This is a genomic window from Streptomyces sp. NBC_01460 (assembly GCF_036227405.1).
Classification (GTDB): domain Bacteria; phylum Actinomycetota; class Actinomycetes; order Streptomycetales; family Streptomycetaceae; genus Streptomyces.
Genome location: NZ_CP109473.1, coordinates 2,137,361 through 2,150,276 on the forward strand (window position 1 = coordinate 2,137,361; position 12,916 = coordinate 2,150,276).

Annotated in this window: 10 protein-coding genes; 5 read left to right on the plus strand and 5 right to left on the minus strand. The window is 71.9% G+C overall.

The window, feature by feature from the left end; all coding sequences use genetic code 11:
- Nucleotides 1-101 precede the first annotated feature (101 nt).
- The 4 genes from OG488_RS09525 to ybaK all read left to right on the plus strand — a co-directional run bounded on the left by OG488_RS09525 (nucleotide 102) and on the right by ybaK (nucleotide 4,275).
- Complete coding sequence (locus OG488_RS09525; protein ID WP_329227744.1) at nucleotides 102-1,703, plus strand: oxidoreductase; 1,602 nt, start codon at nucleotides 102-104, stop codon at nucleotides 1,701-1,703.
- A gap of 232 nt (nucleotides 1,704-1,935) precedes the next feature.
- Nucleotides 1,936-2,970 (plus strand): hypothetical protein, encoded by a 1,035-nt coding sequence (locus OG488_RS09530; protein ID WP_329227746.1) that lies wholly within the window; start codon nucleotides 1,936-1,938, stop codon nucleotides 2,968-2,970.
- An 11-nt stretch (nucleotides 2,971-2,981) separates the two neighbouring features.
- Nucleotides 2,982-3,758 (plus strand): LON peptidase substrate-binding domain-containing protein, encoded by a 777-nt coding sequence (locus tag OG488_RS09535; protein WP_329227748.1) that lies wholly within the window; start codon nucleotides 2,982-2,984, stop codon nucleotides 3,756-3,758.
- Between the two features lie 16 nt (nucleotides 3,759-3,774).
- Nucleotides 3,775-4,275, plus strand: coding sequence for a Cys-tRNA(Pro) deacylase (gene ybaK, locus OG488_RS09540; protein WP_329227750.1), 501 nt, complete (start codon nucleotides 3,775-3,777; stop codon nucleotides 4,273-4,275).
- A 449-nt stretch (nucleotides 4,276-4,724) separates the two neighbouring features.
- Here the strand turns inward: ybaK and OG488_RS09545 are convergent, their stop codons facing one another.
- The 4 genes from OG488_RS09545 to OG488_RS09560 all read right to left on the minus strand — a co-directional run bounded on the left by OG488_RS09545 (nucleotide 4,725) and on the right by OG488_RS09560 (nucleotide 8,780).
- Nucleotides 4,725-5,462 (minus strand): ABC transporter permease, encoded by a 738-nt coding sequence (locus OG488_RS09545; protein ID WP_329227753.1) that lies wholly within the window; start codon nucleotides 5,460-5,462, stop codon nucleotides 4,725-4,727.
- 34 nt (nucleotides 5,463-5,496) lie between these two features.
- A complete protein-coding gene (locus OG488_RS09550) occupies nucleotides 5,497-6,345 on the minus strand; it encodes an ABC transporter permease (RefSeq protein WP_329227755.1) in 849 nt (282 codons plus the stop codon).
- Between the two features lie 55 nt (nucleotides 6,346-6,400).
- On the minus strand, nucleotides 6,401-7,408 hold the full coding sequence (locus OG488_RS09555) for an ABC transporter ATP-binding protein (protein WP_329227756.1): 1,008 nt from the start codon (nucleotides 7,406-7,408) through the stop codon (nucleotides 6,401-6,403).
- Nucleotides 7,409-7,514: 106 nt separating this feature from the next.
- Nucleotides 7,515-8,780, minus strand: coding sequence for an NYN domain-containing protein (locus tag OG488_RS09560; protein ID WP_329227759.1), 1,266 nt, complete (start codon nucleotides 8,778-8,780; stop codon nucleotides 7,515-7,517).
- A 271-nt stretch (nucleotides 8,781-9,051) separates the two neighbouring features.
- On the opposite strand from OG488_RS09560, the gene OG488_RS09565 reads away from it, so the two are divergent.
- Nucleotides 9,052-9,231 (plus strand): hypothetical protein, encoded by a 180-nt coding sequence (locus OG488_RS09565; RefSeq protein ID WP_103760328.1) that lies wholly within the window; start codon nucleotides 9,052-9,054, stop codon nucleotides 9,229-9,231.
- A 76-nt stretch (nucleotides 9,232-9,307) separates the two neighbouring features.
- Here OG488_RS09565 and dnaE read toward each other — a convergent pair whose 3' ends face one another.
- Nucleotides 9,308-12,844: a DNA polymerase III subunit alpha gene (gene dnaE, locus OG488_RS09570; RefSeq protein WP_329227762.1), complete on the minus strand. Its 3,537-nt coding sequence runs from the start codon at nucleotides 12,842-12,844 to the stop codon at nucleotides 9,308-9,310.
- Nucleotides 12,845-12,916 lie beyond the last annotated feature (72 nt).

Below are 12,916 nucleotides of genomic sequence, written 5' to 3' on the forward strand. Positions count from 1 at the left end.
TCCCGGCTGTCACTGCTGACCGTTAGCGTTCACGTCGTCACACAGAGGGAAGAACGACTGTACGAAGCGCGGGACGAGACCGCGCCTCCGGAGGTGATGCAGTGACCGAACCGCACGACGGCGAGATCCCCGACGGGCTCAGCGCGGCCGAGCTGGGCATGTGGCAGTCGTTCCGGAACGGCACCACCTACGATCTCCGCTCGCACGATCCGGTGCGCGACGATCCGTTCGCCCCGCACAGCTGGGGGCCGGAGCGCAGTGTGGGCGCCCGGACGGTGGCGCGGCTGCTGCTGAGCGGGCCGGCCGCACGGCCCGGGCGGGTGGCGGCGCTGAAGCTCCGGGGCCTGCGCATCACGGGGAAGCTGGATCTGGCGGGCGGCCGCGTCTCGCCCTACGTGGAGCTGACGGGGTGCCGCTTCGAGCAGGAGGTGGTGCTGCCCGAGTGCCATTTCACGACGCTGCGGATGGTGGGGTGCGCGGTGCCGAGGCTGGACGCGGCCCGGCTCCACACGGAGGGGGACCTGCACCTGCCGCGCTGCCGGATCGAGCGTGGCATCCGGCTGACCGACGCGCAGATCGGCACGGACCTGCTGATCAACCAGATCCGGGTCGGGCCCGACCGGCGTGGCCGCTCCTTCGTGGGCGACGGGATGTCGGTGGCGCAGGACCTGCAGGCCGAGATGATCGAGACGCGCGGCGAGCTGAGCCTGCGCGGGGCGAAGGTCGGCGGCTCGCTGAGCCTGCGCGGCAGCAGGCTGCGCGCCTCGGACGGACGGCGGGCGCTGAACGCCCCGCAGCTGAGCGTGGAGCGCACGCTGTACATGACCGAGGCGTGGGTGAGCATCGACACGGGGAACCAGGGCACCACTCCCCCGTTCGGCGTGGCCCGCGGCGGGGGCCCGGCGCGCGGGACGCGCGCGCAGCCCTTCGAGTGCCGGGGCGCGGTGCGGCTCGACGACGGGCGCTTCGGCGACGCGGTGGATCTGCACAAGGCCCGGTTCGTGCTCGCCGACCGCGAGGAGCTGTCGCTGCGCCGCATCGTCACCCCCGAGCTGCGTTTCAACGCGGAGCGTCCCCGGGAGGGCCGGGTCGTGCTGAACGGCGCGAAGGTCGTCACGCTGATCGACGTGTCGACCAGCTGGCCGGGCCCGGGCGGCCTGGCGATGGGCGGGTTCGTGTACGAGAACCTCGTGCCGTACGGCCACTTCCCGCTCTCCCGGCGCCTGGAGTGGGTGCTGGCCGCGACCCCGGAGTACGTACCGGAGCCGTACGAGCGCCTCGCGGCGGTGCTCCGCAGCTGCGGAGAGGACGCGGACGCCCGCGAGGTGCTGCTGGCCAAGCAGCGGCGGCGACGGGAGACGCTGCCGCCGGCGGGAAGGATCTGGGGCTACCTCCAGGACTGGACGGTGGCGTACGGCTACCGGCCAGGGCGGGCCCTGGTGTGGATGGCCGTGCTGTGGGCGGCGGGGGCGGTGGCCTTCTCGCAGTACCGGCCGGAGTCGATCAAGGGGAGCGAGCATCCGCAGTGGAATCCCGCCCTGTACGCGCTGGATCTGCTGGTGCCGGTGATCGATCTCGGGCAGGACGGCTACTGGCTGCTGGAGGGCGGCTGGCAGTGGACGGCCGCGGCCCTCGTGCTGCTGGGGTGGATATTGGCCACGACGGTGGCGGCGGGAGCGTCCCGGCTGCTGCGGCGCGGCTGACCGGGGGCCGGGCGGGGCGGCTCGCCGCCCCCGCCGGATCCCTGTCGGCACAGTGGTCGGCAGGCCGGTCGAGGTCCGGGAGGACGGGCGGTTATCGGCAACCGGAAGGTCGGAATCGAGCCAGCCCCGGTCGATTGTTTTGCCTTTTCTTGACCTGGCCCAGGGCAACCCTCCCACTCGCTACAGAAGCTTCACAGAGCCCCTCTGGCGCAGCCCTCACCAGGGCTTTTCAATGGTCTGCACCATGGCTTTCCTCCGCGCACTGCTGAGCACCACGCGCACCTTCCGGTACGGTCCCGGGCTGTCCGCCGGGCTGCCGGCGGACGACGCGGTGATGCTCGACGCCCCCGACGGGCAGCTCTCCCCCGCGCTGGTGGCGGCGGCCCTGGGCGACTTCGAACCCGCGGCCAAGCTCCTCGCCACCACCCGGGACGCCGCCGACTGGGAGTCCCGGGACCGGACCCTGGCCCGGCTGGTCGCCTTCGCACGCAACCGCGACGGATGGCTCACCGACTGGCTGGCGGCCGCGCCCCGCGACCCGGACGCCCTGCTCGTCAAGGCCGCGCTGGCGGTGCGCCGCGCGTGGGAGTCGCCCGCCCACGCCGAGCTCCTGCGCGAGGTGGGCCCGCAGATCACCGCGGCGGCGCTGGCCGACGTCCGCGACCCCGTGCCGTGGCGCCTCGCACTCGACCACGCCCGTGGCACGCACGCCCCGCACACCGTCTTCGAGTCGCTGTGGGAGCAGGCCGTGCGCCGCTCGCCGCACCATTACGGCAGCCATGTCGCGGCGCTCCGCTACCTCTCGGCCGAGTGGTACGGCTCCCACCGCGAGTGCTTCGACTTCGCCGAGCGGGCCGCCGAGGACGCCGCCGGTGACTCCCTGGTGCAGGCGCTCCCGGTACGGGCGGCCTTCGCCCTGCTGCGGGACGAGACGGCTCTCGCACGGGCGACCTCCGTGCAGGGGGACCGGATCGACGCGGCGGCCGACCTCGCGATCAGGCTCTCGGCCGTATTCCCCGCCGGTGACCCCTGGCCGGCGGAGGTCCGCAACCTCCTCGCCTACGTCCTGGTCGCCCGGGGCCGCGCGGCCGAGGCGCTGGAGCAGTTCCGGCTGATCGGGCCGTACGCGACCTCGTTCCCGTGGGCGTCCGTGACCGGTGAGGCGCTCGGGGGGTTCCTCGACGCGCGGGCGGATGTCCGGCTCCGGGTCGCCTCTTCCACACCCCTGTGCGGAAGGCCGGAACACAGCGGGCCCCGCGCCCATTAGGCTTGCCCGTTGTGACCACCGCTCGCCTGCCACTCTTCCCGCTGAACGCGGTGCTGTTCCCCGGCCTCGTGCTGCCGCTCAACGTCTTCGAGGAGCGTTATCGCGCCATGATGCGCGAGCTGCTCCAGATCGACGAGGACGAACCGCGCCGCTTCGTGGTGGTCGCGATCCGCGACGGCCGCGAGACCGCCCCGACGGCCACCGGGATGCCGGACACGGTCGCCGCCGCGCCTCCCGTGGAGCGCGCCCCGGGCGACGGCTTCGGCCCCGATCCCCTCCAGACCTTCCACCGGGTCGGCTGCGTCGCGGACGCGGCGAAGATCCGTGAGCGTGCCGACGGGAGCTTCGAGGTCCTGGCGACCGGCACCACACGGGTCCGGCTGCTCTCCGTCGACGCGAGCGGTCCCTACCTGACGGCGGAGGTCGAGGAGCTGCCCGAGGATCCCGGGGCCGCCGAGGACGGCGACTCGCCCACGGACGAGGCGGGGGCACTCGCGGAGGGTGTCCTGCGGGCCTTCCGCAGCTACCAGAAGCGGCTGGCCGGAGCGAGCGAGCGTTCCCTGACGACCGGCGCGGACCTGCCGGACGACCCGTCGGTCGTCTCGTACCTCGTGGCCGCCGCAGCCGTGCTCGACATCCCGTCGAAGCAGCGGCTGCTCCAGGCCCCGGACACCGCGACCCGGTTGCGCGAGGAGCTGGCGCTCCTGCGCAAGGAGACGGCCGTCATCCGGCACCTGCCGTCCCTGCCGGCCATCGACCTGACCCGCGACCCGACGCACCCCAACTGACCTGAGGACCTGCCAGGTGGCGAAGAAGTCCAGGAAGCAGCAGCCCGGCGGCACCCCGGCGACGGTCGCCCTGACCGCGGCCGGCACGGCGTTCACGGTCCACTCCTACGACCACGACCCCTCGTCCCCGTCCTACGGCGAGGAGGCGGCCGAGGCCCTCGGGGTCTCCGCGGACCGGGTGTTCAAGACCCTGGTGGCGGACGTCGACGGCGAGCTGGTCGTCGCCGTGGTCCCCGTCGCGGGGTCCCTGGACCTGAAGGCCCTGGCATCGGCGGTGGGCGGCAAGCGGGCGGCCATGGCCGACCCGGCGGCCGCGGAACGCACCACGGGCTACGTACGGGGAGGCATCTCCCCGCTGGGCCAGCGCAAGCGCCTGCGTACGGTGCTGGACGCGTCGGCCGGGTCGCACGCCACGATCTGCGTCTCGGCGGGCCGCCGCGGCCTGGAGGTGGAACTCACCCCGGCGGACCTGGCCACCCTGACGGACGCGTCCCTGGCCCCGATCGGCCGCACCTGAGCCCCACCGCACCAACACGGCCCGTCCACCGTCCGAGGACACGACCGGCACAGCCCCACAAACTCAGCCCGTCCGGCGCCTGAGGACACCACCCGCACACCCGCCCCACAGCCCCCGCCCGGCGCTTGAGGACAACCACCCGCACACCCGCCCCACAGCAAGCCCCCGCCCGGCGCTTCAGGACACCACCGGCACAACCCCGCAAACCCAGCCCGCCCGGCGCTTGAGGACACCACCGGCACAGCCCCACCAACCCAGCCCGTCCGGCGCTTGAGGACACCACCAGCACAGCCCCGCAAACCCAGCCCGTCCGGCGCTTGAGGACACCACCAGCACAGCCCCGCAAACCCAGCCCGTCCGGCGCTTGAGGACCGGGGTCCGGGGCGGAGCCCCGGTTCAGGGAAGGGGCGGGCAGGGGAGAAGGCCCGCCGCAGGCGCCGACCCCGCAGCTACGACCGTTCCGGCCACTCCCCGGAGCCCTTGGCGTCCTCGGCCACGGGCCCGGGCCCGAACGCGGACTCCGCCCCGGCGGAACCCGAGGAGTCGGACGGAGCCGAGTAAGGGGCCCCGTACGGAACGTCCCACTCCGGCTCGGGGTCCCGCGGCCCGAACAGAGCCGTCAGCCCCAGGTGGACGATCATCGCCGCGATGGGCCAGGCGAGCATCGCCGCCCCCACCGCGTGCAGCTCCAGCGGCGCGTCGAAGGTGACACCCTTGCCGACCTCCTTGGCGTGGGCCACCACATCGGACGTCGGCCCGAACCAGGTGCCGATCCCCCAGGCCAGCAGGGAGCCGAGCAGCCCGCCCAGGGCGAGCCCCACCACCAGGGGGATGCCCCCGCGCCGGCGGAAGAGGAACACGGCGATCCCCGAGACGAGGCCGAAGGCCAGTCCCAGGAGCACGAAGGTGCCGTCGGCCCCGATGGCCTCCTCGCCCTCGCTGTTCTTGAGGAACACGGCGGTGTCGTCGGAGACGAGCGGCACACGCGGCGAGAGCCAGAGCCAGAGCAGTCCGAGGACGAGACCCGCCACCGTCAGGACCGCGGCGATCACCGCGCCCTGCCTGAGCTCCGTACGCCGCTCGTCGGCGCCCGGCCGGTCACCGGGCACGGCATGCGACCCGGACGGCGGGGCCTGCCAGGGGTCGTTCGGCTGGGGCTGGTGCGGCGGCGTCAACGGTGCGGTCACGGTGCCATCGTGCCAGGCCCGGGCACGCGCCGCCTCACCGGACCGCCGCGCGGCGGTACGCCCAGGTGGCCACGGCCAGCGACAGCACACCGACCGCCGCGCACACACCGAGGTCCAGGGCGACGACCGCCCAGTCGGGGTGGGCGTCGAAGGACCGGGACAGCGCCTCGACGCCGTACGTCGAGGGGAGCAGATCGCGGGCCCACCCGACCGGGCCGGGCAGCCGCTCGGGCGGCAGCACGCCCAGCAGCAGCGCGGCCGACATGCCCAGCTGCCCGAGCAGCGTCGCCAGCTCCTGCCGCGGCGCCAGCAGTCCCAGCGCGGCGCCCAGCCCCGAGAGCGCGGCCCCGGAGAGCGGGACGACCGCGACGAGCACCCACAGATGGGTCATGGGCAGCCCGAACAGCACGCTGCCCGCCACCGCCGTGACGATCGTGCCGGGCACGGTGAAGGAGGCGTACGCCCCCGCCGCACCCAGCACCACCGCGGCGGGCGGCACCGGCAGCGTGGCGTAGTGGTCGAGCCCGCCGCCGGCCCGGAGCTGGCCGAAGTACTGGGCGAGCAGGTTGAGCGCGACGAACGCCACGACCAGCACGCTGGAGCCGGCCACGACGGCCCGTGCCTCCGCGCCTCCGTCGACCACACCGCGCATCAGCACCATGATCCCGACGGACTGGAAGGTCGCGACGAACAGCAGCGGAATCCGCGCGACCCTCGCCCGCGACAGCTGCGCCCGGTACACGGCCGCCAGCGACGGCAGCAGCCCGGCCCGTGGGGCGAGGGCCGCCGGAGCGGTACGGGCGGGCCGGCCGGCGCGGACCGCGGAGGTCCCGGCCTTCGGCGCGGACACCTTCGCGGACTCCGTGGGAAGGATGCTCGTCACCTGGCAGTGCTCCCGTTCGACTCCGACACGAATCCCGACACGTTCACCGTCCTGATCACGCCTTCACCAGCCCCTCTGTGGCTTTGGCCGCGTCCCCGCCGAGCGCCAGGTAGACGTCCTCCAGGCTGGGTGTGGCCAGGGTGAAGTCGTCGAGCGAGGCGAACGCCGCCCCGCCGGTCACCGCGGCCACCGCGGCCCGTGCCTCGTCCGGCCCGAGCCGCAGGACCCACTTGCGCCCCGACTCCTGGGCCGACGCGCGCAGCGCGGCGACCTCCGGGACGTCGAGCGGCGCGCGTTCGCGCCACACCAGCTCGACCCGGACCTCGCCTGCCACCTTCTCCTTGAGCCCGGAGGGGGTGTCGCAGGCGATGACCTTGCCGCGTTCCATGACGGCCACCCGGTCGAGGACCGTCTCGGCCTCGATGACGTTGTGGGTCACGAGCAGCACCGTCGCGCCGTTCTCGGCCCGGCGCCGGTCGACGGCGGACCAGACGGAACGCCGGGCGACCGGGTCCATTCCGGTCGTCGGCTCGTCCAGCACCAGGACGGGGCGCTCACCGACCAGCGTCGCGGCGAAGCAGGCGAGCCGCCGCTGTCCGCCGGAGAGCTTCCTCAGCGGGCGCCCGGCGAGCTCGGTGAGCCCGAGCTCCTCCAGTACGTCGTCACGCGCGGCCCGCGCGGCCCGTACGGGCAGTCCCCGGAGCCGCCCTGTGGTCTCGGCGGCGAGTGACACGGTCAGGTCGTCGAGAGCGGTGGACTCCTGCCCGAGGTAGCCGATGAGCCGGGAGGCCCGCTCGGGATGGCGCACGAGATCGTGCCCCAGCACCTCGACGCTCCCGGAGTCGGGCCGCATCAGTCCGGTGAGCTGGCGCACGAGCGTGGACTTGCCCGCGCCGTTGGGGCCGAGGAGCCCGAAGATCTCCCCGCGCCGGACATCGATGCGGACCCCGTCGGTGGCGCGCACCTCGGGAGTCGCGGCCCGGCCGCGTCGGCCGCGGACCGCGGGATAGGTCTTGACCAGATCGCGCACCACGCACACGGACTGTTCCTGTGCCGTGTCCATGGCCTGCGCTGCGCCCGTAGCCTGTGCTGTGCCCCTACTCACGAGGTACGAGACTACGGGGTCGGACGCCCCGTACGGCGTCCGGGGCCGGGCGGGGCGGCCCCGCTCACTCCGCCGCGGGAGCGTGCTCGGCGGCGGCCCGTACGTCGATCTCGCGCCAGAACCCCGCCCGGATGGCATAGCGGTCGTGCTCGTCGATCTGGTCGTCCTTGTGCGCGAGCAGTCCGAAGCGGGCGGCGTACCTCAGGAGTTCGCCGTCGATGCGGTGGGGGATGCGGGGGTACATCGTGGACAGCTTCTGCAGGTGGACGGTCTCCGGCAGCCGTTCCATCCAGCGCCGGGCGAAGACCTGGCCGACCTCGAAGGGGTCACCGCCGACGGTGGTGATGTCCTCCTCCCGGTCCGCCCAGCGCTGTTCCGCGCTGGTGAGCTGCGCCAGGGTCGGCAGCGACGCGGTCTCGGCCGGTTCGCCGAGCGGTCCGCCGCGCTCGACCCAGCCCCGGTCGGACGACCAGCGCAGCGTCGCGTTGGCGGCGGGCGGATGTGCCGTGTGGTGCGTGGCCTGGGGCCCGGGTGCGCGCAGGCTCGCCAGGTCCTTGGGGGTGGGGACGCCCTTGTGGCCGGGCGCCGGTGGGGCGCCCGGGGTGTCCTCCCCCGTCCGTGTCCCGGCGCCGGTGCCGTTGCGGGCCGCGGCGGCCTGGGCCTCGGACGCCCGCTCGGCGGAGGCGGCGAGGGCGGCCTCGGGCAGCGGGGCGGAGAGGATCGCGGCGATCTCCGGGCGCGGTGCGGGCGGGGGCGCGCACACGCCGCCCGTGTCCTTGGCCCGTACGGCCTTGGTGATCCAGGCCCGGTCGAGCACCCGCCGTTCGTCGGCCTCGGCGACCAGGTCCTCGGACTGGTTGTAGTCGCCGTCGGCGGCCTGGACCGCCCAGAGGTGGACGGCGACCCCGTGTTCCTTGGCGGACATCAGCCCGGGCAGCAGATCCCCGTCACCGGTCACGAGCACCACGTCGGAGCAGGCACGGTTCCTGGCCAGCTCGGTGAGTTCGGCGTGCATGGCCGCGTCGACGCCCTTCTGCGCCCACCGTCCGTCACTGCGCGTGAGGGCGCCCAGTCGAACGGTCACCCGGGGCATGACCCGGAGCCTGCGGTGCTCGGGCTGCGGCACGCGGTCGGGGGCGCCGTCGAACCAGTAGATGCGCAGCAGGGGCTGTTCCGTGTCGGCCTCGGCGCGCTCGCGCAGGCCCTGGATCAGGGCCGCGTGGTCCACCGTGATGCGGGAACGGGCGGGCTCTCCGGCCAGCAGGCTCGCGGCTGCGCCCAGCAGGTAGCCGGCGTCCACCAGGACGACGCAACGGTCCACGCGTTCCACCCTCTTCCAACTCGGGAGAGGGTCAGCGGGCCCGGACACGAGGCAGGGGTCCGCCGACCCGGGGTTCGCTTACTCAGGGTTTCCTTCGAGTCTGCCCGACGGCACGGTCGTTCAGGTCCGGAACTCGATCATCGGCGTGGCGGATCCGGGAAACGGCGCATGATACCGCGCCTACTACGCTCGGTAATGATCCAACATGCGGCCTTTGCGGTGCTATGTGAGTCTGACAGCGGTTCTGGACCCCCAGATCTCCCTATCAGGAGGCATCACGATGGCGAAGAACAAGAACCGCAAGCAGGGCAGCCAGCACGACCGCGCGTCGGCCGCGGAGCGTGGCGCTGAGGAGGCCAAGTCGACGGCGTACGAGTCGCAGACCCAGCCCCAGTCGCAGGCGCAGGGCAGCCCGTCGGACGTCGCGCGCAAGCACCAGAAGCGCTTCGGCCACAACTGACCCACCGGGCCGGCAGGCCGAGAGGGGCGCCCCGCGGTCGCGGGGCGCCCCTCTCGCGGGTGCGGGTGCGGGCGGGTCAGCCGGCCAGGCAGGACGGGCCGAGCAGCACCTTCAGGTCGCCGAAGAGGGCGGGGTCCGGCTTGACGCGGTGCCGGTCGAGCCGGAGCACGGTGGTCTTGCGGGGGCCCTGGAGCCTGATGCGGACCTCGGTGTCGCCCCGGTGGTTGCTGAGGACCTCGCCGAGGCGGCTGACCATGGGCGGGGTGACCCGGACCGTGGGGATGGTCAGGACGACGGGTGCGTTGGACCCGGCGTTGGAGATGTCGGGGACCTGCATCTCCATGGCGACCAGGCGCGGCACGTCCTCGCGCTTGTCGAGGCGGCCCTTGACGAAGACGACGGTGTCCTCGACGAGCTGGGTGGAGACCAGCTGGTAGGTCGCGGGGAAGAACATGCACTCGATGGAGCCCGCGAGGTCCTCCACGGTGGCGATGGCCCAGGCGTTGCCCTGCTTGGTCATCTTGCGCTGGAGGCCGGAGATGATGCCGCCCACGGTGACGATCGCGCCGTCGGAGTGCTCACCTCCGGTGAGCTGGGAGATCGCCGCGTCCGACTTGTCGGACAGGACGTGCTCCAGTCCGAAGAGCGGGTGGTCGGAGACGTAGAGGCCGAGCATCTCGCGCTCCTGCGCGAGCAGGTAGGACTTCTCCCACTCGATGTCGGAGAACTCGACGTCGAGGCCGAAGCCCGGCTCGTCGCTCGTCTCGTCCCCGCCGCCGAAGAGGTCGAACTGTCCCTCGGCCTCCTTGCGCTTGACCTGCACCACGTTGTCGATCATCGGCTCGTGGTGGGCGACGAGTCCCTTGCGGGTGTGCCCCATCTCGTCGAAGGCGCCGGCCTTGATGAGCGACTCGACGGTGCGCTTGTTGCAGACGACCGCCTCGACCTTGTCGAGGAAGTCGGGGAACGTGGAGTACTTCCCCTTCGCCTTGCGGCACCTGATGATCGAGTCGACCACGTTCGTCCCGACGTTGCGGACGGCGGTCAGGCCGAAGAGGATCACGTCGTCGCCCTGGGCGGCGAAGTTCGGCTCGGACTCGTTGACGTTCGGCGGGAGCACCTTGATGCCCATGCGCCGGCACTCGTTGAGGTAGACCGCGGACTTGTCCTTGTCGTCCTTGACGGAGGTCAGCAGGGCCGCCATGTACTCGGCGGGGTAGTTCGCCTTGAGGTAGGCGGTCCAGTAGGTGACCAGGCCGTACGCGGAGGAGTGCGCCTTGTTGAAGGCGTATCCGGCGAAGGGCACCAGGACGTCCCACAGGGCCTTGATGGCCGCGTCGGAGAAGCCGTTCTTCTTGGCGCCGGCCTCGAAGAGGACGAAGTTCTTCGCCAGCTCGTCGGCCTTCTTCTTGCCCATCACGCGGCGCAGGATGTCGGCCTCGCCGAGCGAGTAGCCGGCGACGATCTGGGCGGCCTTCTGCACCTGCTCCTGGTACACGATGAGGCCGTAGGTGAGGCCGAGGACCTCCTTGAGGGGCTCCTCCAGCTCCGGGTGGATCGGGGTGATCTCCTGCCGGGCGTTCTTGCGCTCGGCGTAGTTCGTGTGCGAGTTCATGCCCATCGGGCCCGGCCGGTAGAGGGCCGAGACGGCGGAGATGTCCTCGAAGTTGTCGGGCTGCATCTGGCGCAGGAGCGAGCGCATGGGGCCGCCGTCGAACTGGAACACCCCGAGCGTGTCACCGCGGCACAGCAGCTCGTACGTCTTGGGGTCGTCCAGCGGGAGGGAGAGCATCTCCAGGTCGACGCCCTTGTTGGCCTTCACCATCTTGATGGCGTCGTCCATGATCGTCAGGTTGCGCAGGCCCAGGAAGTCCATCTTGAGCAGGCCGAGCGACTCGCACTGGGGGTAGTCCCACTGCGTGATCGTCACACCGTCGGTGTGCCGCACCCAGATAGGCGCGTGGTCGACGATCGGCTCGCTGGACATGATCACGCCGGCCGCGTGCACGCCCATCTGCCGGACGAGACCCTCCACGCCCTTGGCGGTGTCGATCACCTTCTGGACGTCCGGCTCGTTCTCGTACATCCCCCGGATCTCGCCCGCCTCGCTGTAGCGCGGGTGCTTCGGGTCGGTGATGCCGTTGAGGTCGATGCCCTTGCCGAGGACGTCGGCGGGCATGGCCTTGGTGAGGCGGTCGCCCATCGCGTACGGGTAGCCCAGGACGCGCGCGGAGTCCTTGATCGCGTTCTTGGCCTTGATCTTGCCGTAGGTGCCGATCATGGCGACCTTGTCGGCGCCGTACTTCTCGGTCACGTACCGGATGACCTCGACGCGCCTGCGCTCGTCGAAGTCGATGTCGACGTCGGGCATGGAGACGCGCTCGGGGTTGAGGAAGCGCTCGAAGATCAGCCCGTGGGTGATCGGGTCGAGGTCGGTGATGCCCATGGCGTACGCGACGATCGAGCCGGCCGCGGAACCGCGGCCGGGGCCCACCGCGATGCCGTTGTTCTTGGCCCACATGATGAAGTCGGCGACGACGAGGAAGTACCCCGGGAACCCCATCTGGATGATGATGTCCATCTCGTACTCGGCCTGCTTCTGCCGGTCCTCGGGGACACCCGCGGGGTAGCGGCGGCCCATGCCGACGCGGACCTCCTCCTGGAACCAGGTGATCTCGGTGAAGCCCTCCGGGATGTCGAACTTCGGCATCAGGTCGCGCTTCTCGAACATGCCGGTGGTGTCGATCTGCTGCGCGACGAGGAGGGTGTTGGCGCAGCCCTCCTGCCAGGCGTCGGAGGAGTCGACGCCGTACATCTCGTCCGTCGTCTTGAGGTAGTAGCCCGTGCCGTCGAAGCGGAAGCGGTCGGGGTCGGAGAGGTTCTTCCCGGTCTGGATGCAGAGCAGGGCGTCGTGCGCGGTCGCCTCGTTGGCGTAGGTGTAGTGCGAGTCGTTCGTCACGAGCGGCGGGATGTCCAGCTTCCGGCCGATCTCCAGGAGCCCGTCACGGACCCGGCGCTCGATCTCGATGCCGTGGTCCATCAGCTCCAGGAAGTACCTGCCCTCGCCGAAGATGTCCTTGTAGTCGGACGCCGCCTTGACCGCCTCGTCGAACTGTCCGAGCCGCAGCCGGGTCTGCACCTCGCCGGAGGGGCATCCGGTGGAGGCGATCAGGCCCTCGGACCACTGGGAGATGGTCTCCCTGTCCATGCGCGGCCACTTCTGCAGCCAGCCCTCGGCGTACGCGTCCGAGGAGAGCTTGAAGAGGTTGTGCAGTCCGGTGCTGTTCGCCGCCCAGATCGTCTTGTGGGTATAGCCACCGGAACCCGACACGTCGTCGCGCTTCTGGTGCGGCTGGCCCCACTGGATCTTGCGCTTGTGCTTGCGCGACTCGGGGGCGACGTACGCCTCGATCCCGATGATCGGCGTCACCCCGGCCTTCTGGGCCGAGTGGAAGAAGTCGTACGCCCCGTGGAGGTTGCCGTGGTCGGTCATCGCGATGTGCGACATGCCCATCTCGTTGCACGCCTCGAACATGTCCTTGAGCCGCGCGGCACCGTCCAGCAGGGAGTACTGGGTGTGGACGTGCAGGTGCGTGAAGGGCGGCTTGCTCACGGCGCTGTGCCTCCGGAATCGGGAACGGCGGGGCGCGGAGCGCCTCGGCGAGGGGTGGTGACGGGGGTGACG